The 25,857-nt window shown below is 71.3% G+C and carries 20 protein-coding genes; 5 read left to right on the top strand and 15 right to left on the bottom strand.

Translation table 11 applies throughout. The annotated features are described in order from the left end of the window. Positions 1-77: 77 nt before the first annotated feature. The gene (locus tag ACIP64_RS04995; protein WP_401581946.1) at positions 78-3,482 is read right to left on the bottom strand and encodes a S8 family serine peptidase; all 3,405 of its coding nucleotides are present in this window, start codon (positions 3,480-3,482) and stop codon (positions 78-80) included. A 556-nt stretch (positions 3,483-4,038) separates the two neighbouring features. Further along, positions 4,039-5,349, bottom strand: coding sequence for an epoxide hydrolase family protein (locus ACIP64_RS04990; RefSeq protein WP_401581943.1), 1,311 nt, complete (start codon positions 5,347-5,349; stop codon positions 4,039-4,041). Positions 5,350-5,666: 317 nt separating this feature from the next. Here ACIP64_RS04990 and ACIP64_RS04985 point away from each other — a divergent pair, with 317 nt between their 5' ends. From ACIP64_RS04985 to ACIP64_RS04975, 3 genes are all read left to right on the top strand, one after another. After that, positions 5,667-6,806 (top strand): FAD-dependent monooxygenase, encoded by a 1,140-nt coding sequence (locus ACIP64_RS04985; protein ID WP_401581940.1) that lies wholly within the window; start codon positions 5,667-5,669, stop codon positions 6,804-6,806. A 227-nt stretch (positions 6,807-7,033) separates the two neighbouring features. Then, positions 7,034-7,885 (top strand): formate/nitrite transporter family protein, encoded by an 852-nt coding sequence (locus ACIP64_RS04980; RefSeq protein ID WP_401581937.1) that lies wholly within the window; start codon positions 7,034-7,036, stop codon positions 7,883-7,885. Positions 7,886-8,106: 221 nt separating this feature from the next. Continuing rightward, positions 8,107-11,553, top strand: a complete 3,447-nt coding sequence (locus tag ACIP64_RS04975) for a phosphocholine-specific phospholipase C (protein ID WP_401581935.1) — start codon at positions 8,107-8,109, stop codon at positions 11,551-11,553. Positions 11,554-11,619: 66 nt separating this feature from the next. On the opposite strand, the gene ACIP64_RS04970 is transcribed toward ACIP64_RS04975, so the two are convergent. The 4 genes from ACIP64_RS04970 to ACIP64_RS04955 form a co-directional block, all read right to left on the bottom strand. Further along, positions 11,620-11,988 carry a VOC family protein gene (locus ACIP64_RS04970; protein ID WP_401581934.1) on the bottom strand — a complete coding sequence of 123 codons (369 nt, stop codon included), beginning with the start codon at positions 11,986-11,988 and terminating at the stop codon, positions 11,620-11,622. 60 nt (positions 11,989-12,048) lie between these two features. Further along, positions 12,049-12,546, bottom strand: a complete 498-nt coding sequence (locus tag ACIP64_RS04965; protein WP_401581932.1) for a hypothetical protein — start codon at positions 12,544-12,546, stop codon at positions 12,049-12,051. Continuing rightward, entirely contained in the window at positions 12,543-13,958 is a 1,416-nt protein-coding gene (locus ACIP64_RS04960) for a molybdopterin-dependent oxidoreductase (RefSeq protein ID WP_401581931.1), read from the bottom strand. The genes ACIP64_RS04965 and ACIP64_RS04960 overlap by 4 nt, the downstream gene beginning before the upstream one ends. Positions 13,959-14,154: 196 nt before the next feature. Then, complete coding sequence (locus ACIP64_RS04955) at positions 14,155-14,646, bottom strand: MarR family winged helix-turn-helix transcriptional regulator (RefSeq protein ID WP_401581928.1); 492 nt, start codon at positions 14,644-14,646, stop codon at positions 14,155-14,157. Between the two features lie 240 nt (positions 14,647-14,886). Between ACIP64_RS04955 and ACIP64_RS04950 the strand changes: the two genes are divergently transcribed. Continuing rightward, positions 14,887-15,621, top strand: a complete 735-nt coding sequence (locus ACIP64_RS04950) for a DUF4142 domain-containing protein (RefSeq protein ID WP_401581925.1) — start codon at positions 14,887-14,889, stop codon at positions 15,619-15,621. A 59-nt stretch (positions 15,622-15,680) separates the two neighbouring features. Here ACIP64_RS04950 and gap read toward each other — a convergent pair whose 3' ends face one another. Continuing rightward, positions 15,681-16,679 (bottom strand): type I glyceraldehyde-3-phosphate dehydrogenase, encoded by a 999-nt coding sequence (gene gap / locus ACIP64_RS04945; RefSeq protein WP_401581922.1) that lies wholly within the window; start codon positions 16,677-16,679, stop codon positions 15,681-15,683. 130 nt (positions 16,680-16,809) lie between these two features. Next, positions 16,810-17,757: a GlxA family transcriptional regulator gene (locus tag ACIP64_RS04940; protein WP_401581919.1), complete on the bottom strand. Its 948-nt coding sequence runs from the start codon at positions 17,755-17,757 to the stop codon at positions 16,810-16,812. A gap of 294 nt (positions 17,758-18,051) precedes the next feature. Between ACIP64_RS04940 and ACIP64_RS04935 the strand changes: the two genes are divergently transcribed. Next, on the top strand, positions 18,052-18,960 hold the full coding sequence (locus ACIP64_RS04935) for an RNA polymerase sigma-70 factor (RefSeq protein WP_401581916.1): 909 nt from the start codon (positions 18,052-18,054) through the stop codon (positions 18,958-18,960). 120 nt (positions 18,961-19,080) lie between these two features. Here the strand turns inward: ACIP64_RS04935 and ACIP64_RS04930 are convergent, their stop codons facing one another. The 7 genes from ACIP64_RS04930 to ACIP64_RS04900 form a co-directional block, all read right to left on the bottom strand. After that, positions 19,081-20,436, bottom strand: a complete 1,356-nt coding sequence (locus ACIP64_RS04930) for a lamin tail domain-containing protein (RefSeq protein ID WP_401582392.1) — start codon at positions 20,434-20,436, stop codon at positions 19,081-19,083. 207 nt (positions 20,437-20,643) lie between these two features. Next, entirely contained in the window at positions 20,644-21,459 is an 816-nt protein-coding gene (locus ACIP64_RS04925) for a siderophore-interacting protein (RefSeq protein WP_401581913.1), read from the bottom strand. Between the two features lie 114 nt (positions 21,460-21,573). Then, positions 21,574-23,007 carry an aldehyde dehydrogenase family protein gene (locus tag ACIP64_RS04920; protein ID WP_401581910.1) on the bottom strand — a complete coding sequence of 478 codons (1,434 nt, stop codon included), beginning with the start codon at positions 23,005-23,007 and terminating at the stop codon, positions 21,574-21,576. A gap of 87 nt (positions 23,008-23,094) precedes the next feature. Next, positions 23,095-23,667: a dihydrofolate reductase family protein gene (locus tag ACIP64_RS04915; RefSeq protein ID WP_401581907.1), complete on the bottom strand. Its 573-nt coding sequence runs from the start codon at positions 23,665-23,667 to the stop codon at positions 23,095-23,097. Between the two features lie 204 nt (positions 23,668-23,871). After that, positions 23,872-24,096: a hypothetical protein gene (locus tag ACIP64_RS04910; protein WP_401581904.1), complete on the bottom strand. Its 225-nt coding sequence runs from the start codon at positions 24,094-24,096 to the stop codon at positions 23,872-23,874. A 400-nt stretch (positions 24,097-24,496) separates the two neighbouring features. Further along, entirely contained in the window at positions 24,497-24,709 is a 213-nt protein-coding gene (locus ACIP64_RS04905) for a hypothetical protein (RefSeq protein WP_401581902.1), read from the bottom strand. 166 nt (positions 24,710-24,875) lie between these two features. Next, positions 24,876-25,571, bottom strand: coding sequence for an ABC transporter ATP-binding protein (locus ACIP64_RS04900; RefSeq protein ID WP_401582390.1), 696 nt, complete (start codon positions 25,569-25,571; stop codon positions 24,876-24,878). Positions 25,572-25,857 lie beyond the last annotated feature (286 nt).

The raw sequence follows: 25,857 nt of genomic DNA, 5'->3' as shown, positions 1-25,857 counted from the left end.
CACCACGGGAAGCGGCCCCCGCCGGCGGCCGGTGAGCCGTCGCCGGGGGCCGCTGTGCCGCGTGGTGCGGGGCTGCCCTACTTCTTCGGGGTCACCCGGAAGGAGCGGATGACGGTCTGGTCGACCGCGTTGCCCGCCGCGTCCTTGGCCGTGAGCCGGACGGAGGCGTAGCCACCAGCCTTGGGGGTGGTCACGGTGACCAGGCCGAGGTCGCCCCAGCGGATGACCCGCAGGGTCTTCCAGGTCCTGCCGTCGTCGAAGGAGAGCCGCATGCCCAGCGACGTGGTGGCCGCCTTGCCGCCGCGTTCGGCGTTGACGACGAAGGTGTACGTACGGCCGCCGGGAAGGGCGCTCGCGGAGTCCAGCGGGCCGCCGAGCCGGACGTTCATCAGCTGCTGCTGGGTCATCGTCGTGGTGCTCGGCCGCTGGGAGGTGAAGGTCCAGGTGGCGGAGGCCTTGCTGCCCAGCGTCGTCCAGCCCACGGAGCGGGTGCCGGAGGACTTCAGGGTGTACGTGGCCTTCTCGTACGGGACGGGGGTCTGCAACTGGCCCAGGGAGTCCAGCGACGCGATCTTCACCCCGTTGCGGTACAGGGTCGAGGAGCCCGTGGTGCCCCGGGCCTGGCCCGAGTAGGAGGCCGTGTTCGCGGCGGCCGTGGAGAACAGGCCCGGGGTGAGGTAGAGCTGGTCCTCGAGACGCAGTGCGTCCAGTGAACGGGCGCGCAGCGGGGCCTGGTTCCACAGCCGGGTGGAGGCCGTGTCCGGCCGGAACCGCGTGGTGTCGGCGAACTGGATCTCGTCGAAGCCCGCGGTGTTCTGGGCGCGCATGCCGAGCGTGCGGTCCCAGACGATCGCCGCGTCGTCGGTGTAGTAGCGGGTCTGCCTGCCCGGGACCGGGATCTGGCTGCCGTCCACGAAGGCGACCGCGCCGTACGTCGGGACCGGGGTGTCGATCCGGACACCGAGCGGCTTGCCGCCCTGGCCGGCGTAGGTCTCCTCGACCCGGGCGAGCGAGCGGTCGGGGAGCCTGCGGGTGAGGGTGGACGGGATGCCGCCCTTGGCGTTGACGGCCAGGTTGTAGGCGTAGCTCGACGCCGGGCTGGTGGCGGTCACGGGCTTGGTGCCGGTCCACCGCTGGGCGGTGAGGAACCAGAACGGGTGGCTGGTGACCTGAGCCGTCGGGGTGGCGTAGATGCGGTCGCCGGGGAAGCCCATCACGAACTTCTGCGTGCCGTAGTGCCCGTCGGTGCTGATGGACGTCACGCTGGCGAAGATGCCCTCGTTCGTCGCCTGGCTCTTGTCGACCGTCAGGTTGACCTCCTTGGCCGTGCGGCCGTCGAGGCTGAGCGAGGTGTCGCCGGTGAGGTGGACGCCCGGCGTGGAGAACAGGACCGAGGTGTGCCCGACGGGGTCGAACTTGTTCGCCGAGATGTCGTACTCGCTCTCGGGCAGCTGCATCGACGCCTTGCCGTCGGCGTCGGTGGTGACGCTGTACTGCAGGCCGGTGCTGACGTCGAAGGCGTTGACGTACGTGCCCTCGCCCACCGGCTTGCCGTCGAGGCCGAGGACCGTGAACGACAGCGCGTGGGTGAGCGGTTCGGCGTAGACGCCGAAGGCGTCGCGGACCGTGGTGGCGCCGTCGTCCGTGGTGGCGACGATCGAACCGCCGTAGGCGCCGGTCATCGTGGCGTCGACCGTGGCGGTGAGGCCGGCCGAGGCGGTGCCGCCGGCCGGGACGGTCACGGTGTCCGCGGACAGGGTGAAGGCACCGGCGGGTGCCTTTGTGCCGCGGGGCCCGTGGGCGTCGACGGACAGGTGCAGTGTGACGTCGGCGGCGCCGTCGTTGGTGTACGTGACGGTGCCGGTCCGGGTGACGTTCTCGTGCGGGAAGTCGGCCTTGCCGAAACTGATGCTGCCGGAGGTGGCGCGCACGGTCTGCACCGCGGCGCGGGCCACGTCCAGCCGTCCGGTGCCCTGGTCGTAGGCGGTGAGTCCGGGCAGGCCCTTGGCGGCGCTGGTGAGGGCGGACTTGAAGTCGGCCGCCTTCCAGTCCGGGTGCTCCTGGGCGAGCAGCGCGACGGCGCCCGTGACGTGCGGGGTGGCCATCGAGGTGCCGGACGCGGTGACGTACGAGGCGCCGACCGGGTCGCCCATCGTGGTGCCGGCGGCGCGGGCCGCGGTGATGTCCGAACCGGGCGCGACGATGTCGGGCTTCACGGCGAAGTCGCCGATGCGCGGGCCGCGGCTGGAGAAGTCGCTGAGGGTGTCCTGCTTGGTGGTGCTGCCCACGGTGAGCGCGGAGTCGGCGATGCCCGGGCTGCCCACGGTGCCGCCGAAGTAGTCGGCGGAGGGGGCGCCCTCGTTGCCCGCCGCGATCACGAACAGCGTGCCGTGCTCGGCGGTCAGCTTCTCGACCGTCTCGGTGAGCGGGTCCGTCTGCGCGTACGGGGGCGAGCCCAGGCTGAGGTTGACGGCCTTCGCGCCGGCCTCCGACGCCCAGGTCATGCCGTTGATGACCGCGTCGTCGGGGCAGAAGCCGTCGTTGTCGCAGACCTTGCCGACGAGCAGTTCGGCGTCGGGGGCGACGCCCTTGTACTTGCCCGCGGAGGCGGCGCCGGTGCCCGCGATGATGGACGCGGTGTGGGTGCCGTGGCCGTGCCCGTCCACCACGGTGCCGGACCCCGTGAAGTCCATGGTCCGGCCGGCGGCGGCCTTGTCCTTGAGGTCCGGGTGGGTGGGGTCGTAGCCGGTGTCGAGGTCGGCCACGACCACGCCCTTGCCGGTGATGTGCACGCCGTTGGCGTCGACGCTGTCCCACACCTTGGGGGCGCCGATGATGCCGGTGCTCTCGGCCAGGGCGACCCGGCTGCGGCCGTTGAGCCACAGTTCGCGCAGCGGGCCGCGCAGCCCCTGTGTCCCGGTGACGAACGTCCAGAACGAGGCGGCGTCGCGCTTGGCCGGGGCGAAGCTGCCGCCGTCCAGCACGTCCAGGGTGCGGGAGATCCGCGCGCCGTGCTGCTGGATCGCGGCGCGGGCCGTGGCGGACTTGCCGCTGCGGCTCGAGTAGATCAGGGGGAGCGTGGTGGTCGAGGCGTCGTCGTAGCCCGCGTCGAGCTGCTCGGTGACGTCGAACAGGCGGGCGTCGAGCCGTCCGGAGGTCAGCAGCGCCTGCGCGTCCGACGGCACCACCGAGATGTGGTGGTCGGAGCCGTGCCACTGGTGCGACACCTCGAAGGCGATGCCGGCGCGGCCGGGGCCGCGCCGCACGCTCACCGCGGGTACACCGCTGGTGCCCTGGACGACCGTCACCTTGTCACCGGTGATCAACGTGACGGTCCGGACCGACGCGGACCCGGCCGGAGCGGTGCCCACGGGGGACGCCCCCGCGACGGGGCTCTGGGATGCCAGCGCGGCGCCGGGTACGGCGCCCGCCAGGAGGCCTGCCAGGGCGGGGATCAGGGCCCATCGGGCTTGTATTCGCATCTACGACTACCCTTGGCCGCCCGGGAGACCTGTAACACGGGCGGCGGACGGTGGGGCACCCGGCGGTCTCCGGGCACCCGGGAACGCGGTCGGAGCAGCCTCGTGGAAGGGACGTCGGACGCCCCGCCCACTCAGTTGGAAGTTCCGACCGAGTCCTTGGTCACGAGGGATGAGAAAACCACACCCGAACAAGGTTGCATAGGGATGTGGGTTTCCCGTCCAGGAAATTGCGGCGCCGGCCCTTCGGGGGCGTTCTGCAATACATCGGAAAAGAAGGCGGTCTTTGTCCGTATTGGGCTGCGGGTGGCGCGCCGGTGACCACGCGCCGCGTTCCGATATCGCGCGGTGACCGCGAGTTGTGCACACCTGCGCGGGACGGTAGCGGAATCCATTCCGCCGTTTTCGTCAACAAGGCCTGCCTATAGGCGAGTTCACAAACCATGGCGCCCGTGGAAGGGGTCGGGTGCAGGCGAACTCGGGGGATCGGCACGGATGTTGCCCGCGGCGGCGATCGGCACGCGTCACGTGCGACCCGGGGAGACCGGGTCGTCCGGGCTCACTTGCCGGCGGCTCCGGGATGACGCAGTGACGCGAACGCGGCGCGCAGTTCCCTGGTGAAGATGTCCGGCACTTCCCACGCCGCGAAGTGACCGCCCTTGCGGGCCTTGTTGTAGTAAATGAGGTCGTGGTAGGCCTGCTTGGCCCAGCTCAGCGGCGCCTGGTAGATCTCGCCCGGGAACACCGTGATGGCCGCGGGGAGGGAGACCGACACCGCGTTGAAGTTGTTGGCGTTGTTCTCCCAGTACAGGCGGGCGGAGGAGACCGCCGTGTTGGTGACCCAGTAGAGCGTGATGTCGTTGAGCATCTCGTCCTTGGTCAGCACGCGATCGGGGTGGCCGCCGCTGTCCGTCCACGCCGCGAACTTGTCGTACATCCAGGCGGCCAGTCCCGCGGGGGAGTCCGTCAGCCCGTATCCCACGGTCTGCGGGCGGGTGACCATCATGGCGGAGTAGCCGGAGCCCCTTGCGTAGAAGTCGGCGAGTTTGTCGTACGCGGCCCGCTCGTCCACGGACAGGCCGGCCGGGGCCGGGTCACCGCAGGCGAGTTTCTTCGCGATGTCCGGCGGCACCGTGGCCGGGAAGTTCACATGGATGCCGAGCAGTCCCGGGACACGCTGCATCGCCATCCGGTCCGAGATCACCGCTCCCCAGTCGCCGCCCTGGGACACGTAGTGCTCGTATCCCAGGCGCTCCATCAGCACGGCCCAGGCCCGGCCGATGCGGTCGGGCCCCCATCCCGTGGTGGTCGGCTTCTCCGAGAAGCCGTATCCGGGCATGGAGGGGATGACGAGATGGAAGGCGTCGTCCGCGCTTCCCCCGTGCGCCGTCGGGTTGGTGAGCGGGTCGATCACCTTGAGGAATTCCAGGATGGATCCCGGCCAGCCGTGGGTCAGGATCATCGGCAGCGCGTTCGCGTGGCGGGAGCGGATGTGCAGGAAGTGGATGTCGAGCCCGTCGATCTCGGTCATGAACTGGGGCAGGGAATTGAGCTTCGCCTCGATCCTCCGCCAGTTGTAGGACGTCGCCCAGTAGAGCGAGAGTTCCCGCATCGTCGCCAGCTGCACGCCCTGGGACTGGTCGGGCACCGTTTCCCGGTCGGGCCACCGCGTTGCCACGATGCGCCGGTGCAGCTCGTCGAGATCCCCCTGCGGAATGTCGATACGGAAGGGGCGGACGGCCGTGCCCGCCTTCGCCGCGACCGGTTTCCGGGAGAGCAGGCCGAAGGCCCCCGTGGTGGCCGCGGTCATGGCGGCGGCCGAGGTGAGGAGCACCTTCCGGCGGGAATGCCAATGAGGGAACTCGGGCACGGCGGATCTCCTTGGGGGTGATTCCCTGCGATTCCTGCGGCGGCCCTGGGAACGCCTGACCGGACGGGCCCGCAACCGGCGGAAAAGCGCTCGGTATTCATCGCCTGAACGGTGCGACCGCACGTCACGCTAATTGGCCGGGAATGGCCCCGCAACCTGGCTGCCGCGAACGGCTGACACGGTGAATCCCGGCGCACACGCGGGTGTTGCGGGGGTCCGGAGGGTGTGTTTAGGCTCCCTCGCCGAACGGATGACGTGCGGGAGCGACCGCGCGGCAGTGGAGGTGCGCCATTCCGGAGACGAACGGCTTCGCGGCGATGGTGGTCGGCGGATCGCTCGGCGGTCTGGCGGCCGCGCACGAACTACGGGCTGCCGGGGCCGATGTCGCCGTCCACGAGCGGTCGGCGCCGCGGACGCCGGCACACGGCGCCGGCATCGTCGTGCGGCCGGACATCGAGGCGCTGCTGCACCGCCTGGGCGTGCCGGTCGAGGCGGTGGCCGTCGAGCTGTACGAGAGCCGGCGACTCGACGTGGACGGCAGGGCCGTGCGCGAGGAGGCGCCGCAGTGGATGACGGCCTGGGACGTCCTCCACCGGGTGCTGCGGGAACCCCTCGCCGATGTGTGCCACCGCCTGGACGGCGCGCTGCGGCGCGTGCGGGTGGAGGGCCACGAGGTCACCGCCGAGTTCTCGGACGGGTACACGGCGCACGGCAATTTCCTCGTGGGCGCGGACGGCATCGGTTCGGCGACGCGCAGACTCCTCGACCCGTCCTTCCGCCCCGCGTACGCGGGGTACGTCGGATGGCGCGGACTGGAACCCGAATCCCGGCTTCCCGGTGACCTGCGGGAGCTTCTCTCCGGTCGTCTCACGCACTTCACCTCCGACGGCATGCAGATGCTCTGCTCCTTGGTCCCGGGACCCGGCGGCGAGCTGGAGAAGGGTGCGCGGCGCGTCAACTGGGTCTGGTACGTCAATGTGGCCGAGCGGGATCTGCCGGCGCTCCTGCCGGGCCGCTCCGCGCGGCGTTCCGCGTCCTTCCTGCCGCCCGGCGACGTGCCGCCGGAGACCGCCGAGCGGGTGGTGCGCGAGGCAGAGGCGTCGCTTCCGCCGGCCCTCGCCGAGCTGGTGCGGCTGTCGGACCCCTTCGCGCAGCCGGTGCTGGACGTGCCCCCGTGGCGCATGGTGGCCGACCACGCGGCGCTCATCGGCGACGCGGCGGGCACGGTCCGCCCCCACACCTCGGTGGCGGCGTCCAAGGCTTTCGGCGACGCCGCGGGCCTTGCGACGGCCCTGCTCGGGTGGACCCCGGCGCAGCCGCTGCCGGCCGTCGCCCTGGAGCACTGGGAGGTGCTGCGCCTCGACCGTCTGGTCACGCTGGCCGGGACGGGCCGGGAGCTGGCGGCGGCATCGGGGCTGGGGGTCGGGGCGGGGCGCACGTTCTTCACCGGCGACTGACCCGCGGCGGGGCATATACCGCGATTTTACCGATACCGGAATGAGTCATGACCGCGATTTGTTCCGGTATTGGCGTTCATGTCGCATCCCTCTCTCCGGCGGTGTGACGTAGGACTCCTTTTCCTTCGGGCCGTCCTTTTCGGCCTAGCATCGAGAAAAGTGCGGGGTTATTCCCTGCATTACCTGTATTCCCTGTATGTCCGTCGTGCGACCTATGAGGTGACAGCATGCCCATCCCCGTTTCGCAGGCCCTCGAAGACCAGGGGCAGGTGGCCGCCGACAAGGCCGCAGGCCTCCGCAGGCCGGGCCGGTTCCTGGTCGGTTCCATGCTGGCCGGGGCGTTCATCGGGGTTGCGGCGGTCCTGCTGCTCGCGGTCGCGGGGCCGCTGCTGGTCGCCTCGTCGCCGTACACGAAACTCGTCGAGGGCCTGGTCTTCGGCGTCGGGCTCACGCTGGCCGTGTTCGCCGGCGCCGAACTGTCCACCGGAAACATGATGACCGCGGTGCAAGGGGCGATCCTCCGGCGCATCACCGCGGCCGACGCGGGGGCGCTGATCGTCGGATCGTTCCTCGGAAACCTCGTCGGGTCGGTCGCCTTCGCCTGGCTCGTGCACGGCAGCGGTGTGATCACCTCCGGTGGGGCTCCGGGGCACACCGCGCCGGCGCTCGCCCTGCTGGCGAGCCTGGTGAAGGCGAAGGCGGCCGAGTCGGGGGCCGCGCTGTTCTTCCGCGGGGTGCTCTGCAACTTCCTGGTCTGCCTGGCGGTGTGGATGGCGGCGCGGACCCGGTCCGAGGGTGCCAAGCTGACCGTGATCTTCTGGTGCCTGCTGGCGTTCGTCGGCTCGGGGTTCGAGCACGTCGTGGCGAACATGACCTACTACACGCTGGGCATGTTCGAGCACATACCCGGCGCGAACGCGGCCGCCTTCGGACGCAACCTCCTACTGGTGGGCCTGGGCAATCTCGTCGGCGGTGGTCTGCTCGTGGGCGCGGCCTACGCCTTCGTGGGGCGCGGCCCGCGGACGAAGACCGCCGACGAGTCGGCCGACAGCGAGACGCCCGCGACGGTCTCCGCCTGAGAAGGGGAGGCCCGGGCCTCCCGACTCCGGGCAATGGCAGGGGAGTTGCGGTGAACCGGGCCATCGCCGTTGCGGGAATTGACGTCACGTCGGACAACACCGTGTGCCACGCCCCCGTGTGACGCCAACAGTTGAACGCCCGGCGCTCCCTCGTGAACGGCGGACGAAGCTCTGTCGCGGAGGGTTACCCACTGCTCGGCCCGCAACTTAGCCTCCCCACTATGTCCGACATCTCCCGCCGCAAGCTTCTCGGCGCTCTCGCCGGTGGTACCGCGCTCTCCTTCCTTCCCCCGTCGCTCCTCCAGGCCATGGCCGCGCCGATGGCGCCCGGTGGCATGGACGCGATCGAGCACGTGATCGTGCTGATGCAGGAGAACCGTTCCTTCGACAATTACTACGGCGCCCTCAAGGGTGTTCGCGGCTTCGGCGACCGTACGCCGCTGCGGCTGCCCGACGGCGCGACGGTCTTCGAGCAGCCGCGGGCCGCCGGCGGCGCCGTGCTGCCCTTCTCCGCCCGGCAGGCCGCGCGCGACGCCGGCCGCCCCGAGAGCGACATCCAGTACCTGGGCTCGCTCCCGCACGGCTTCTCCGACGCCAACCAGGCCCGGGCGAACGGCTGGTGGAACGACTGGGTGGCCGCCAAGGGCCAGAGCACCATGGCCCACTACGACCGGCGGGACATCCCCCTCCAGTACGAGCTGGCCGACCGGTTCACCATCTGCGACTCCTACTTCTGCTCCGTGTACGGCTCGACCAACCCCAACCGCAACTACCTGTGGACCGGCACCACGGGCTACGAGCCGGACGGAGTCAACAGGGCCGTCACCAACGCCGCCTACGACTACAACCACGGCGGCTACAACTGGACGACCTACCCCGAGCGCCTGGAGGCGGCCGGGATCTCCTGGCAGATCTACCAGGAGTGGGACAACTTCACTGACAACGCTGTCGAGTACTTCCGCCCCTGGAAGGAGATCGGCCGCAAGATCCTCTCCAAGGTGAGCGGTCAGTTCGCCACCACCGAGCAGTTCTACGACAGCCTCTGGGACCGGACCGAAGCGGACCGCCGGGCGGCGCTCGCCCAGTTCCAGCAGGGCGTCGACGCGCTGGACGAGGCCGAGCGCGGGCTCTTCCTGCGCGGCGCCTACCGCTCCGAGCCGGACACCCTGATCACCCGGATGAAGCAGGACATCCGCAACGGCACGCTGCCCAAGGTGAGCTGGATCGTGCCCACGGCGGCGCTCTCCGAGCACCCCGGCTCCTCCACCCCGGTCGGCAGCGCCAACCTCGTATACGACCTGCTCGACGCCATCGCCAGCGACCGCGAGACCTGGTCGAAGACGGCGGTGTTCATCAACTTCGACGAGAACGACGGCTACTTCGACCACGTGCCCGCGCCGGTCGCGCCGAAGCCGGAGTCCGGCAACAGCGACGACTGGTTCGGCGGCCGACCGGTCGGCCCCGGCCCGCGCGTGCCGATGACCGTCGTCTCGCCGTGGACGACGGGCGGCTTCGTCTGCTCCGAGGCGTTCGACCACACCTCCGTGATCCGCTTCCTGGAGCGCTGGACGGGGGTGCAGGAGCCCAACATCAGCGCCTGGCGCCGCAGCGTCTTCGGCGACCTCACCTCCGCCTTCGACTTCAGCCACGGACGCAACCAGCCCGACGTGGAGCAGCCCGGCCCGGTGCCGGCGCCGATCGGCCGCTGGAACCCCGTCCCGCCGAAGGAGCAGGCGCTCCCGGAGCAGGAGGAGGGCACCCGGCCCACCCGTCCGTCGCCGTACCGCCTGTCGCTGCGCGCCGAGGTCGCCGGGTCCCCGGCGGACGGCGTCCGGCTGACCCTGGGGAACACCGGCAGCAGGGCCGCCACGATCACCGCGTACTCCGGTGACGGAACGGCCCCGCAGACCTGGACCGTGGGCAGCGGCGCGACGGCCACCGGCACGGTCGCCTACGGCACCGACGGCTACGACCTCCAGGTGCGCGGCCCCGGCTGGGCCCTGTGGGAGCTGCGCGGCGCGGGTGCGGGCGCCGAGGCCTTCCTCGTCGACGAGAGCGGCACCGGCCCGGTCCGCATCCAGTGCAGCAACCCCTCCTCCACGACGCGCACACTGCTCGTGGGCGAGTCGGTCTACCCGCGCAACGCCAACGACGAGATCAGCACCGTCACCCTCGCGCCCGGCCAGACGCGGACGGTCTCCATCCACCCCTCGCACCACGGCTGGTACGACATCGTGGTCGTCGACCTGGACGACCCGCGCTTCCTGCGCCGCATGACCGGCCGTCAGGCAGACGGCAAGGAAGGTGTCACCGACCCGGCCACCGGAACGGTCCCGGCACTGAGCGCGGCGATCACCCTCCCCGCACCGCTGCCCTCCCTGGACGCCCCGCTCGCGCAGGGCAGCCCGGCCGAGGTCGTCGTCACCGTGACGAACCAGGGCACGGACACGCTGGTCGCCCTGGCGGCGTCCCTGCTCGCGCCCACCGACTGGACGCTCGAACAGGCCGGCTCCGCGCCGAAGTCGCTCGCTCCGGGAGCGTCCGCCGAGGTCCGCTTCACCGTCACCCCGGCCGCGGACGCCACGGCGGGCAGCCTCGCCGTCGCCGCGCATGCCGACGGCAAGGGGCTGCTGAAGGTCGCCGACGCGCGGGTGCGGACCAAGGTCGCGCCCGCGATGAGCGTGGCCCTGACCGCTCCCGCCACGTCGCCGAAGACCGACGGCACCGTGCTGTCCCCGGACAGGCCGCTGACCGTCACCGCGACCGTCACCAACGCCGGCAGCGCCCCGCTGACCGCCCTGGCGGCCTCGCTCGCGCTGCCCGCCGGCTGGAAGGCCACCGCGGCGGCGGGCACGCCGGCCTCGGTGCCGGCCCGCTCGTCGGTCGCCCTCACCTGGGACGTCGTGGCCCCGGCCGCGGCGGCGCGGTCCTCCGCCACCCTTCAGGCGACCGTCACGGCCGTCCTGGCCGGCCGCACCAAGGAGCAGACCGCGTCGCTGCCCGCCAAGGTCGGTCCCGTCATGACCGGTCTGCTGCTGGCCGAGGACTTCGAGTCCGTCGCCCCCGCCCTGGCTCCGGCCGCCGACCTCAGCCGGCCCGGCCTGGTGGGCTGGACGCGGACCACGCCGGCGGGCTGGACGATCACCAATGCGACGGGCATGCCCCAGGGCACGCGGGAGCTCCAGGGCTGGTCGTTCCTGTCCAAGCAGTTCTGGTTCCCCGCCGCGCAGGACCGCACGAACTTCACCCGCGGCCTGGGAATCGTCGCTGTCGCCGACCCGGACGACTGGGACGACACTGGCAGTCCGTCCTCCCGGGGGCGCTTCGACTCGACGCTGACGACCCCCGCGGTCGCCGTCCCGGCGGGCACGTCGACGCTGCACCTCGGCTTCGACTCGCACTACCGCCAGGAGAGCCCGCAGGAGGCCGAGGTCACCGTCGAGTTCGACACCGGCGAGAAGTCCCGCGTGCTGTACTACTCCAGCGCCACCTCCGGGAACACCAACCGCGGCCAGGACCAGCAGAACCGCCTGGTCGACCTGCCCGTCGCCGTCCCGTCGGGGGCGACGTCGGTCAAGGTGAACTTCCGGATCTTCAACGCCGGCAACAACTGGTTCTGGGCGATCGACAACGTCCGCCTGGGCACCGGCCCGATCGCCGACGCCTGATGCCGTCCGCCTGCGCGGGGACCCGTCCGTCCCCGCGCGGGCGCGGCTGCGGCCGTCCTCGGCCCGTCAGCTCCTGGCCAGGCAGAAGGGATGCCCGGCCGGGTCGAGAAGGACCCGCCACTTGTCCCCGCCCGGCTGCTCTCGCGGCTTGGTCGCGCCCGACTCCACGAGCAGGGCCTCGGCTTCGTCCAGGTCGTCGACCGCGAAGTCGAAGTGGGCCTGCTGGGGGACGGCTTGGCCGGGCCAGTCCGGCGCCCGGTAGCCGTCGACCCGCTGGAACCCGAGGAAGAAGCCGTCCTCGCGGGTGAGTCCGGCGAAGTCGCCGTCGGAATCCGGGTGGAGCGCGAGCCCGGTGGCCCGCTGGTAGAACGCGGCCAGGGCCTGGGGATCCGCGCAGTCGAGTGTGACCGCCGTCAGCCTCATGTGCGGGGGCACGGCGCCTCCGTTCGAGCCGTCATGTGCGTGTGCGCACCTGTTCGGCCCACACGGTAGCGATCACCTCCCCGAACCGGCGACCCGCTTTTCGGCGCGTTCGGCCTTGCGGATGCGACGCAGCCTGAGCGCGTAGGCCAGTGCCGAGACGCCGAACAGGACGGCGGTGACGAACAGCCAGCGGGGAAGGTAGACGTGGATGCTGAGCGCGGTGGCTGCCGGGTAGGGGCGCGAGATGCCGAGGATCAGGGGGAACCACACCAGGAGCAGCAGACCTGACAGGAAGGCCGGTACGCGCAGGTGGTTGATCCACGGCGCCTTCGGAACCACGTGCTCGCGGTGCCGCAGGACCGCGAGGGCCGACAGGTCGGCGAGGGAGTACAGGGGCAGCAGGATCAGGTCGTGCAGGACCGCCGCTCCCATGAACCAGACCGCCACTTCGACCGGCCGCACCGCGAACAGCCGCAGGCAGGCGTACGCGCTGAGCGCGAAGGAGCAGAGCAGCACCAGCAGGTGCAGGGGATTGGCGCCGTACCAGCGCGGGGCGCGTGCCATGGTCATGTCCTGAAGGTGAGCCGGTGCACCCACTTGGTGTTGTTCACACCGGGGTTGGCCGGGACGATGATGCGCGCCGGGTAGCCGTGGTCGAGCGAGAGGTCGGCTCCGTTGACGCGCAGGGCGAGCAGGGCACGCGGGTCGTGGATCTGGTTGCCGCGCAACATGACCGAGCTGTAGGGGCCCGGCGGTTGCACGGACTCCACCAGCACGCTCCCCGCGTGGGGAAGGCCCGCCATGGCGGCCAGCTCGGCGAGCCGCAGGCCGCTCCAGTACTGGTCCTCGGTGGACCAGCCCTCGACGCAGGCGATCGGCAGGGCGGCCGTGCGTTGGTCCATGGCGAGGAGCTGTCCACGGGTGAGGGCCAGGGCCGGTCCCCTGCCGTGGACCTCCAGCCGCCAGGCGGGGCCGGTCAGGGCGGGGGTGACACCGACGGAGGCGGCCGTCTTGTTGATCTGGAAGCCGTTCGGACCGCTTCCGGGATTGCGGTTGTGCGGCGCCAGCAGGGCGGTGTTGCGCAGCGCGCCGCCGATGCTCTGGCCGGCGGTGACCACGAGCAGGGCCAGCGACCCGGCGCCCACCATCCCCACGGCCCCGCGCCGTGACATGGTGGGGGCCGCCGGGGCGACCGGCACCAGGCCGTCGGCGTCGGGCGGCTCGGGACGGGTGCGGGCCCGGTCGGTGCGCAGTTCCGCGAGCAGTCCGCGGGAGCGCAGCGCACGTCTCATGCGGCCGAGCTTCAGGCACACATGGACGGCGAACGCGGCGATGAACACCCACGCGCCGTAGAAGTGCAGGGTGTAGAAGGAGCCGGGAAAGATGTAGAAGAGCTGGACGTTGAAGATCCCGGTGACGAACTCGAAGACGGCCCCGCCCACCAGAAGGAGCAGCGACAGCCGTTCGAGCCCTTGCGCGGGGGACCGCAAGGGCGGCCACGAGAAAAGCCTGGGGATGACCGACCACAGTTTGGCCAGCAGGACGGGCAGCAGGACCACCCCGAGGGTGACGTGGACGCCCTGGGTCAGCCGGTAGAGCCAGTAGGGCCGAGTGGGCCAGTCGAACAGGTAGAAGCCGAGCAGGCCCTTGTCGGGGGTCTGGTCGTTGAGCGGGCCCAGGTCCGGGTTGTACGCGGCGTAGGACAGGGCGCCGGTGACGAACAGCACGGGGATGCCGAACAGCAGCACCAGGCCGAACACCGACGTCAGCCACGGCCCGCGGATCGGGCTGCGCCAGAAGCCCGGCCGGAACGGCCCCGGGGGCGGGGGTGACTCCCGCACCCGCCGTGCCGTCGCCCGGGCACCGGCGCCCACCTCGGCGACGACCCGCCGAAGGCGCCGCCACGCGCGCCGTACGCGGCGCTTGGAAGGCCGCGTCCCCTTGGCCGGACCGGGGGCCGGGGCCCGTCCGTCACCGCTCATCCGACCGTCTCCTCCGCCTCCGGGCCGCGCCCTGGCAGGAAAGGGCGGCCTCGATCACGCTGCCCCACACATAGATCACGGCGGCCGGTCGCGGGGCTCACCACCACCGCGGATCGCCTCGTGTCCCGCGAACACAGCACAAGACCGCACTCATGCGGCGTATCCGCCGCGGGCATGACGTGCTCGGGGACGGCCCTCACCAGCCCATGTGCAGCGGCGTCTCCTCGCCGACGGCGGGCTCGCCCCCGGCCTCGGTGAAGGCCTGCAGGGCCTGGACGAGACCGCGGCGGTGACCGGGCGTCATGGACGCGACGATGCCCGTGATCTCGGCCCTGCGGCGCTCGGTGACGTCACGCACCGTCCGTCGCCCCGGCGCGGTGAGCGAGACGACACTGACGCGCCGGTCGGTGGAGGACGGGGCCCGGGTCACCGTGCCGGCGGACTCCAGCCGGTCCAGCATCCGCATGGCGGTCGACGGCTGCACGCCCAGTTCCGCGGCGAGTCGGGACAGGCTCAGCGGTCCGCGGGTGTCGAGGACGACCAGCATCCGGAACTGGGGCAGGGTCAGGGCCTCCTCGACCGCGGCGAGCGAGCGGGCGGAGACGGCCACGAGGAGGCGCGACGCGGTCAGCAGGGCGCCGACCATCGCTTCGGCGTCGGAGTCGTCGGCGGGGATGCGGGCGGCCATGGGTCATTTGTACCGCCCGGCACTGTTGTGGCGCCGACCGTTCCCCAGGTCGCGGTCGGCGCCGACCTTTCCGGAGAGCCGCCGAGGCCGCGCGATCTTTGCACAGAGGAAATTTTGCACGCTACCAACACTGATGGTGCGGTGTCCCGGGAATCGCTCGGGCCCCTCCAATCCCGCGGTTCCCACGGCAAGGAGCGTTAACGTCCGGATGCGCGTACGAGATTCCGCACAGGAGGCGTCATGTTCCCCAACCGGTTCACGGCCGGCACCGCTCTGGTCGCCGGAGCGCTGGTCTGCACCGCTGCCGCGCTCGTCTACCCGGCGATGTCCGGGGTGAACGCGGCGGCGTCCTCGCCGTACGCGGGTGCGGTTTCCACTCCCTACGGGCCCATGACCGCGCTCGACCGGGAGTTCGTCGTCAAGGTGCGCCTGGCGGGCCTCTGGGAGTTCCCGGCCGGTCAGATAGCGCTCCAGAAGGGCACGACGCAGGCGGTCAAGACGGCAGGTCAGCACCTGATAGACGGCCACACCGCACTGGACAGCGCCGACCGTACCGTCGCCACCCAACTCGGCATCGTGCTCCCGAACCAGCCCACCCCGCAGCAGCAGGGATTCCTCGCCACGCTCTCGGGCGCCAACGGGACCGCGTTCGACTCGACGTTCGCCAATCTGCTGCGCCTGACCCACGGCCAGATCTTCAACACGATCGCCAAGGTCCGCTCGACCACCATGAACAGCCTGGTCCGTCAACTGGCCGACCAGGCCAACAACACGGTGCTCGACCACATCACGGTGATGGAGAAGACCGGACTGGTGAACTTCCCGCAGGTCGTGGACCAGACGACCGCCAGCCCGACCATCAATCCGGCGGACACTGTGGCCCCCTCGCCCGCCCCGGGCGAGCCCACGCTCATCGTCAACCCGCAGGGCTCGGGCTCCCTGGCCCCCGCCGTGTCGGCGCCGCCGCAGCAGTAGGACGCCGGACGGCGGGCTGCCAGGGGACGAACAGCCCCTGACAGCCCGTTAGGGTGTGCTCAGCCGCGGGCGAGCAGTTCGAGCGTGTCGACGACACGGTTGGAGAATCCCCACTCGTTGTCGTACCAGGCCACCACCTTGACGTGCCTGCCGTCCACGCGCGTGAGGGCGGAGTCGAAGATCGCCGACGCCGGCTGGCCGGTGATGTCGCTGGAGACCAGCGGCTTGTCGGTGTAGTCGAGGATGCCCTTGAGCCTGCCGTCGGCGGCCTCGCGGTAGGCCGCGAGCACCTCGTCGCGGCTGACCTCGCGCGAGACCGTGGTGTTCAGCTCCACGATCGACCCGACCGGGACCGGCACGCGGATCGAGTCGCCCGACAGCTTGCCCGCGAGGTTCGGCAGCACCAGGCCGATGGCCTTCGCGGCCCCGGTGGTGGTGGGCACGATGTTCACGCCGGCGGCGCGGGAGCGGCGCAGGTCGCGGTGGGGGCCGTCCTGGAGGTTCTGCTCCTGGGTGTAGGCGTGCACCGTGGTCATGAAGCCGTGCTCGATGCCGGCCAGGTCGTCCAGCACGGAGGCCAGCGGAGCCAGCGCGTTGGTCGTGCATGAGGCGTTCGAGACGATCACGTGGGCGGCGGGGTCGTAGACATCGGTGTTCACGCCGTACGCGAGCGTGACGTCGGCGCCGTCGGAGGGGGCGCTCACCAGCACGCGCTTCGCCCCCGCGTCGATGTGGGCGCGGGCGGCGTCCGCCGCGGTGAAGCGGCCCGTGGCCTCGAGCACGATGTCCACGCCGAGTTCGGCCCACGGCAGCTTGACGGGCTCGCGCTCGGCGAGCACCTTGATGCGGCGGCCGTCGACCACGAGGTCGGTCCCGTCGACCTCGACCGAGCGGCCGAAGCGGCCGAGCGAGCTGTCGAACGCGAGCAGGTGCGCGAGTGTGTCGGGGGCGGTGAGGTCGTTGATGGCGACGACCTCGAGGTCGGTCCCGCGCTCCAGCAGCGCGCGGAGGGTGTTGCGTCCGATGCGGCCGAAGCCGTTGACGGCGATGCGGGTCATGAAGGTGCCTTTCGTGTCGTCCTGTCGCGTCCATCCTCGGCAACCGGATGCCGCGCCGACAGTGGCCCGAATGACACCGTGCGCAAGGATCTCGCCACATGCCCGAGAGGCGTGCGCGACCCGGGGAGGGTCAGGCCGAGAAGGTGTGCCGGTACTCCGTCGGGGAGGTGCCCAGAATGCGCTGGAAGTGCAGCCGCAGGTTCGCCCCGGTGCCCAGCCCCACCCGGCCGGCGATCTGCTCCACGCCCAGATCGGTGCGTTCCAGCAGTTCGCGTGCCAGGTCGACGCGCGCCCGGAGCACCCACTGCATCGGCGTGTAGCCGGTGTCCTCCACGAACCGGCGCGAGAAGGTGCGCGCCGACACCCGCGCGTTGCGGGCGAGCGTCTCGATGGTCAGTGGTTCCGCGAGATGCCCGAGGGCCCACTCCCGCGTGCCAGCGAAGAGGTCGCCCAGCGGCTCGGGCACACTCCGGGGAACGTACTGCGCCTGCCCACCGCTCCGGTAGGGCGCCGCCACCAGCCGCCGGGCCACATGGTTGGACAGGGCGACACCGTGGTCGCGCCGCACCAGGTGCAGGCACAGGTCGATGCCGGACGCAGCGCCCGCCGACGTGAGCACGTCGCCCTCGTCCACGAACAGCACGTTCTCGTCGACCAGCACCCGCGGATGCCGTTGCGCGAGGGCCTTCGTGTAGTGCCAGTGCGTCGTGGCCCGCTTGCCGTCGAGCAGGCCCGTGGCCGCCAGGGCGAAGGCCCCCGTCGAGATGGCCGCGAGCCGCGTTCCCCGTTCGTGGGCGGCCGTGAGCGCTTCGACGACCGCCGCCGGCGGCCGGGTGGTCGCGGGCTCCCGGTAGCCCGGGATGAAGACGGTGTCGGCGTGCCGCAACGCGTCGAGGCCCTCGGCCACGTGGTACGACAGCCCGTCCCCGCCGGTCACCGGCCCCGGCGCCGCGCCGCACACCCGCACCTCGTACGGCATGCTCGGCCGGTTGGAGAACACCTGCGCGGGGATGCCGACGTCCAGTGGCTTCGCCCCGTCGAGCACGAGCACGGCGACGTGGTGGTTCCTGCGGCTCATCGGGCCTCCTGCGACGGTTCCCGTCCCGGAGCGGCACCCGCCCGCTCCGCGACGCGAATGACCTCTGTCGCAAGCATCCTGCCACCCACATGACACGTCCAGGCGCGCTGTGTCGCTCCACGCTCGCTGAGAGTTCTCGTCTGCTCCCGATGTCACAAATCGGCGGGCTGCGCGGTCGACGAAAAGGCCCGGACGGAGATGCTTGAAAGGTGGGGGGCGGGCGCTCCGCACATCACGGGCGCGCGTACGGCGGTGACGGTCAGGAGCAGGGTGATTCGAAGGTGGAGGCCACCGATGTGTGCCGGTAGTGACGCAAACCCCCTTGAACAGGCGACTGAACGGGCGACCAAGGAATTCGAGGCGTTGCGTCCCCAGCTGTTCGGAATCGCGTACCGCGTGCTCGGCAGTTGCGTGGAGGCTGAAGACATTGTCCAGGACTCCTGGCTGCGCTGGCAGACCGTCGATCACGCCGATATCCAGAATCCGGCGGCGTTCCTCACCACGGTCACCACGCGCCTGGCGATCAACGCGGCCCAGTCCGCGAGGATGCGGCGTGAGTCATACGTGGGGCCTTGGCTTCCCGAGCCTGTTGACACCAGTTCGGATCCGCAGTTGGGTGCCGAACGGGCCGAGGTGCTCGATCTGGCGGTTCTCTTCCTCCTGGAGAAGCTGAACCCCGTGGAAAGGGCTGCCTACGTCCTGAGGGAAGCCTTCGATTATCCCTACAAGGAGATCGCAGGCATCCTGGAGACGAGCGAAAGCAATGCACGCCAACTGGTCAGCCGCTCCAGGAAGTATCTGACGGCGGAACGCAGGGAACCGGTCAGTTCCGGTGCTCACCAGCGACTGCTCAAGGCGTTCATCACGGCCGCGCGGAGTGGCGACATGGCCGCGCTCGAGGAGGTTCTCGCGGCCGATGTGGTCAGCTACGCCGACGGCAGCGGGGCGCGGGGCGCATCCAGGATTCCGATCGTCGGACGTCAGCACGTTGCCAAGACCTTTGTCGCGTATGCCCCGCGGTTCTGGCCCGGTACCGACATCCGCTGGGTCGAGGCGAACGGCCGGCCGGCCGCCCTTGTCTCGACGGATGGAGCTGTGGTGGCCCTGGTGACCGCCGATGTGTCCGTGCAGGGCATCGAACGCGTCCTGTGGGTGGTGACCCCGGCCAAACTGGCCGCGTATGTGGCCTCACTGGGCAGGTGAACCCGCTCGGCCGATCTCCGGGCCCGCGGCTGCCCGTGACGTACCCGCGCGCGACGCGGGGCGGGCGGGCCCCGTCCGGGGTGGACAGGGCCCGCGATCCTGCGCTGTGTTGAGCGGCCGTCAGCAGGTGATGGTGCCCCTGCGGAGGGCGTGACCGCTGGTGTTGCTGTCGTCGGCCCAGTAGACGGGCTTGGAACCGGAGACGCACTCACCGGCCGGGGCCACCGAGAAGCCCTCGTTGTTGATGTCGGCCATGCCGCTGGGCCGGTTGTAGACCGCCGTGGTGGCGAGGACCCCGGACGTGTTCACGCGCATGGTCCGGTGCTGGCCGGAGCAGGTGTCGTCGCAGACGACCCACAGGCGGGAGGCCTGCGGCTCCCACTGCAGGTCCATGACGCCGGCCATCCCGCTGCTGACGGACGCCACGCGGGTGAAGGTGCCCGCGTCCTGGAGGACGTAGCCGTAGATCATGCCGGTGCCCTCGACGCCGACGAAGAACACGCCGCCCGAGTGCGCGGCGTAGTGGTTCGGGTCGTAGGCCGCGCCGGTCGACTCGTCCTTGAAGCCGGCCGCGGTCAACGTCGCGTCCGGGACCCAGGTGACCGCCTCGAAGCCGAGGTTGGAGCCGACGGAGGGCAGACCGGAGGTGAGGTTCCACTCCTTGGTGGCGGTCAGCGTGGTGGCGGTGCCGCTGACGTCGTACCGGAGGACGGACAGCCGGCTCGTGCCGGAGGAGTCGCCGTTGCGCTCGCTCGCGACGAACACGCCGCCCGCGGAGCCCGCGCCGGTGACCGTGACACCCTCGCTGTCGGGGCTGCCGGAGCCGCCCGGGAAGCGGAGCGTCTTGCCGGAGGTCCAGCCGTTCGCGGTGTCGGGCTTCCAGCCGCCGGAGCCGTTCGGGAGCAGCCGCCACAGCTTCCCGGAGTTCTGGGCTCCCCACATCACGCCCCCCTCCTGGTAGAGGCCGCTGAGGTCCGAACCGAAGACGTTCGAGGCGTCGGCGGTCGCGACCGTGCCGCTGCCGGGCCAGGCCACCGGGGAGGTGCCGCCGCCCCCGCCGGTGCCGCAGTCGTTCGCGGCGCCGAGGGTCAGTTCGGCCTCGCCGAAGGCGCCGGTGCCGTCGGGGCAGCGCGACCAGGACGGATCGGAGTGGTCGTCCCAGCTGAAGCTGTCGACCAGGGTGCTGCCGTCGGCGAGGTAGAGGCGCGCCTGGTCGTCGGAGCCCAGGCCGAACGCGTCGTGCACGTCGAAGGCCCGGAACCCGCCGGGGGCCAGCATGGTCCCGGACGCGATCTTGTACTTCGAGCTCTTGTTGTCGTCCTTGAGGATCCAGCCCGAGATGTCGACGGTGCCGGTGCCCTTGTTGTACAGCTCGATCGAGTCGTTCACGTCTCCGGTGGTCACGACTTCGTTGATCCGGATGTCGTCGGCCGCGGCCGCGTGGGCCGGGGAGGCGACCAGTGTCCCGGCCACCATCGCCGGGCCGGCGAGGGCAACGAGGAGGCGGCGCAGGTCGCGGCGTCGCCGGGGCGTACGTGATGCGATCACGAAGTCCGTCCTGGGGTCGTTCTGACAGGGCGGAGTGAGACTTCCGACGGGGACCGAACGGGTGGGGACCGGCAGACGTGTGCCTTGTGAACGATGGGCCAACTGGCGTGCGGCGACGTGACGTTCGGCGGGCCGTCAGGCGGGGCGGGGCGCCTCGTGCTTCCAGAAGCCGGTGAAGGTGATGCGGTCCTTGGGGAGGCCGGCGCGGTGGAGGTGCCTGCGGCCCTTGGTGGAGAGGCCGGATTCGCCGACGACGAAGGCGTAGGCGTGGGTGTCGACGGTGGTGTGCCGGCGGAGTTCGCCGAGCGCGGCCTGACCGGGGACGGCGCCTGCGTCGCGGACGACCCAGGTGAGGGTCATGGCGGCGGGGGCGTCGAGGTCGCGGCGGTCGGCTTCGGTGGGGATTTCCTGGATGAGCCGGCCGACGGTGTCACGGGGGAGCGAGCGCAGGATCCCGGTGACGGCGGGCAGGCCGCTCTCGTCGGCCACCACGATGACTTCAGAGGCGTCGGGCGGGCAGTCGAACGTGATCCCCTGGTCCAGCACGGCCAGTTCGTCGCCGGGACGGGCCGCGCAGGCCCATATCGCGGCACGGCCCTCGATCTCGCCGGTCGGGAGGCGGTGGACGACGAAGTCGATGTCCATCTCGGCGGCCTCGGGGCGGTGGCCGGCCACGGTGTAGTTGGCGCAGTGCGGCCGTTCGGCCTCGGGGATGGCCAGGTAGGGGAACCACCACCGGGCGCCGGTGAACTCCGGCAGCCGCAGGGCGGATTGGTGGGGCAGTGTGATGAAGAGGCGGAACCAGTGGTCGTAGCCCAGCCACGGGAACTCGGCGAGGTCCGGACCGGTGGCGGTCACGCGGTGGATGGAGGGGGAGACCCGCTCGGTGCGGACCACCGCGGCGCGGAACAGCCGGGGGTTCTTCGGTGGGAGCCGCGGGATCTTCGCCATGAGGGAAGGCTAGCCTAAGTTCCCTGCCGGGCCCATCACCCCCGCGTACCGAACGAGGACGGCCCCGCACCGCGATGTGCGGCAGCGCGGTGCGGGGCGGGAACCGCTCGGCGGTCAGCGGGTGATGGCCTTGGTCTCCAGGAACTCCTCCAGTCCGGCCCGGCCCATCTCCCGGCCGTTGCCCGACTGCTTGTAACCGCCGAAGGGCGCCAGGAAGTTGTGCTGGGCCCCGTTGACGTCGACCTGGCCCGCGCGGAGCCGGCGGGCGACGGCCAGGGCGTGCCCGGGCTCGCCCGCGACCGAGGCGTTGAGGCCGTAGACGGTGCCGTTCGCGATCGCCACGGCGTGGTCGTCGTCGGTGTACGGGATGAGGACGAGGACCGGGCCGAAGATCTCCTCCTGCGCGACGACCGAGTCCGGGTCGACGTTCCCGAAGACGGTCGGCCGGACGTACGCACCGGTCGTCAGGCCCTCCGGGCGCCCCGGGCCGCCGTACACCAGCGTGGCGCCGTCGGCGATGCCCCGCTTGATGTAGGCGTCCACGCGCTGCCGCTGGCGTTCGGAGGCCAGCGGGCCGATCCGGGTCGCCTCGTCGGCGGGGTCGCCCACGGTGTACGCGGCGGCGGCCTCGCGCAGCATGCCGGCCACCTCGTCGTGCCGTTCGGCCGGTACCAGCATGCGCGTCCAGGCGCCGCACGCCTGCCCGGCGTTGCTCCAGGCGTAGCCGAGGCCGCGCAGGACGGCGGCCTCGACGTCGGCGTCCCGGAGGATGATGTGGGCGGACTTGCCGCCGAGTTCCAGGGCGACGCGCTTGACGGTTCCGGAGGCGACGGCCGACACGCGCTTGCCGGCGGCCGTCGAGCCGGTGAAGGACACCATGTCGACATCGCTGTGCGCGGCGATGGCCTCACCGACGACCGGTCCCGTGCCGTGCACGACGTTCAGCACACCCGGCGGAAGGCCGGACCCGGCGGCGATCTCCGCGAAGACCATGGCCGTCAGCGGCGCGATCTCGGAGGGTTTGAGCACCACGCTGTTGCCCGCCAGCAGCGCGGGGACCACCTTGGTGACCAGTTGCTGGAGCGGGAAGTTCCAGGGGGTGATGGCGCCCACGACACCGATCGGCTCGCGCACGATCAGGGAGTTGGCGACCTCCTCCGTCCACGCGAAGTCCTCTGCCACGGAGATGCTCGCGGTGGTCGAGAGGACCGGGAACGCGGCCTGCGCCATGCGCGAGAACGAGATCGGCACGCCGATCTCGGCCGTGATCGTCGTGGCGATCTCCTCCGTGCGCGCCTGCATGCCCTCCGCCACGCGCTTGAGCACGGCGGCGCGTTCCGCGGGCGCCGTGGCCGCCCAGCCGGGGAAGGCCGCCGCGGCCGCCTCCACCGCGCGGTCGACGTCCTCGGGGGTGCCCTGCGGGACCTTCGCGACGACGGTGCCGGTGGCGGGGTTGACCACGTCGAGGTACGGGCCGTCCGCGGGCACGGCACGTCCGTCGATCCAGTGGGCGGGGGCGGGGAAGGGGGGTGGGGTCGAGTCGTTCATATGCCCCAGGGAACAGGGGCGCGTGAGCGGCAACCAGGGACGGACTGTCCCGTGACGGCCACCACACCGCGGGGACCGGGGCCGCCGTCAGCGGACGACGTCGAAGACCTGCTTCTGCACGCCGTTGCCGTAGACCTCGTGCTCGACCGGCTTCAGCTTGCGCGTGTCCATGTCCGCGGTGCTGAACAGGCGCTTGCCGGCGCCGAGGAGCAGCGGGAAGACGAGCAGGTGGTAGCGGTCGATCAGGCCCGCGTCCGAGAGGCCGTGGTTCAGCGAGGCGCTGCCGTGGACGATGATCGGGCCGCCGTCGGTCTCCTTGAGCGCGGCGACCTCGTCCAGGGAGCGCAGGATCGTGGTCTCGCCCCAGTCGGTGGCGAGCCTGTCCTCGGCCAGGGTCGTGGAGACGACGTACTTCGGCAGCGCGTTGTAGCGCGCGAACTCCGCCATGCCCGGCCACACGGGGCTGAACGCCTCGTAGCTGACCCGGCCCAGCAGGACGGCGGTGGCCTCCTCCTGCTCCCTGCCCTTGAGCTCGACCGCCTCGAGGGAGAACTCGACGCCCTTGAAGACCCATCCGGAGTTCCGGTAGCCGGGTTCGCCGCCCGGGGCCTCGACGACGCCGTCGAGCGAGATGAAGGCGGAGCTGATGAGGGTGCGCATGTGAGGTCTTCCTCCGTGTCGTGGACGGGTGCGGGGCGGGGCCCGGGGGCTGTTCCAGGATGCGACCGACAAAAATAATTGTCAAGGAGGATGTAGTTGTCGGTGATGGCGTGCGGTGGGGCCGGGAGTACGGCAGCCCCCGGCACTCGGCGGCGCGGGGGCCGCTGGGTGCCGGGGGCTGTGGACGGGTGTCGGCGGGCGGGGTCAGATGTGCCGCACCAGGGAGAGCCGCCCCAGTCGGTCCCGGTGTATCTGGTGCACTTCCGCGCGGCCGCTCTTGATGAGCGCCCCGTCCCGGGCGGCGAGCTCCGGCGCGCTGTTGGCGCGGACCAGCGCCTGGTGCACGGCGTGGCCGGCATCGCATGCCTGGTTGACGACGTAGAACAGCCAGAGTCTGCGGCCGCTCGCGGTCCGGGCCTCCAGGCCCACGAGCCACTTGTCCTGACCGGGGGCGGGTGCGTGGGTCGTGGTGCGGTCCGCGGGGGAGCGGCGTTGGTGGTCGGGGGCGTGGCGCGGGGGAGCGGCGTTGGTGGTCGGGGGCGTGGCGCGGGGCGTGAGGGCCTGTCCCGGTGCCGGGGCTGTCCGTGGCGGACTCCCGGGAATCGCGTCCGGTCATCTCGAGCAGCATGGCCGCTCAGCTCCCTTCTCGATCTCGATTCCGGCGGCCGCGCCGGGGTGGTGAACTCCCCTCCGAACGCGCCTGGATTGTCTGGTTTGTCGTTCTATTGGGTAGACCGGGCGGCACGCCCGTCCGTGACAGCGCACAGCGGTTTCCGGGGGAGAGATTTCACACGTTCCCCAAGGTGTGTCATGACCTCACCACCGGGGCTCAGCGGCGATGCGTGGTCCGGGAACCGGTGCCGGGGCCGGCGTACGGGCGGGCCGGGGCCGGCAGGCCGCGAAGCGCGGCACTGATCGCGTCGAGCCGCGTGTCGATGGCGGAGATCTCCTCGCGCAGATGGCGGACGCGCACTTCGAGGAACTCGGCTTCCGCGGTCAGGGACATGACGGCCACGCGGACGCGGGGGGCGTCGTCGCTCATACGGAACATGGTTGCCCTTCCTGGCAGTTGAGCGGGGACGTGCCCCCTTCCGGAAGAAGGGGAGTGGGGACACGAACCCAAGACAGGACAGGCGGGGAGATGGTGACAGCAGGTGCCCGTGAGGCATCGGCGGTGCGGCGCCCCGACCGGGGCTGCCGCCGCACGATCAGGCGGACGGGTCCTCGCCGGCCGGCTCGTCGTCCAGGAGGGAGCCGTCGCGCAGTTCGATCACGCGGTCGGCGAGAGCGAGGAGTTGGGGGTCGTGGGTGGCGACGAGGGCGGTGACGCCCTCGCTGTGCACGACCGCGCGCAGGAGTTCCATGACGGCCCGGCCGGTGTCGGCGTCGAGCTGGCCCGTCGGTTCGTCGGCGATGATCAGGGCCGGGCGGTTGGCCAGGGCGCGGGCGATGGCCACCCGCTGCTGCTGGCCGCCGGACAGTTCGCCGGGCCGCTGGGCGGCGTGCCCGTCCAGGCCGACGAGGGTGAGAAGGAGGCTGACGCGCTCCTCGCGCTCGGCGCGCTCGGCCTTGCGCAGCCGCAGCGGGACGCCGACGTTCTCGGCGGCGGTGAGGATCGGCAGCAGGCCGAAGGACTGGAAGACGAAACCGATACGGTCCCGGCGCAGCGCGAGCAGTTCGCGTTCACTCAGCCCGGCGAGCTCGGTGCCGTCGACACGGACGCTGCCGGAGTCGGGCCGGTCCAGCCCCCCGATGAGATTGAGCAGCGTCGTCTTGCCCGAACCCGAACGCCCCTTCAGGGCGACGAGTTCGCCGCGCGCCACGCTGAAGGACACACCCCGCACCGCGTGCACGGCGGTGTCCCCGCTCCCGTAGGTGCGCACCAGGTCCTCGACGACGACCATGGCATCGGCAACCGCGCCGCCCCCGGCCGGCTCCCCCTGTCGATCCAACACTCCGTTGCTCATGGCGGCCACCCTAAGGAGGCGGGAGCGGCGCCAGCTACGGTGTACGTGCACAGCGCAACGTGATGATGGGCACAGTGGGATTCCGCGGCAGTCATTGGCAAGAGTGCGATCCGATGAGAAGATCACCCCGCGTTCGGACGGACTGCGGCGGTGCCATGTGCTCCTCGCGCGGTAGTGGGTGGCTGCACCGTCCGGATCTCCGCAGCAACCACACTGCCGGCGC

Origin of the sequence: Streptomyces sp. NPDC088733 (assembly GCF_044751185.1) — a bacterium.
GTDB lineage: Bacteria > Actinomycetota > Actinomycetes > Streptomycetales > Streptomycetaceae > Actinacidiphila.
Note: the sequence above shows the minus strand (reverse complement) of the source record. Positions and strands in the feature narration are given on the sequence as shown.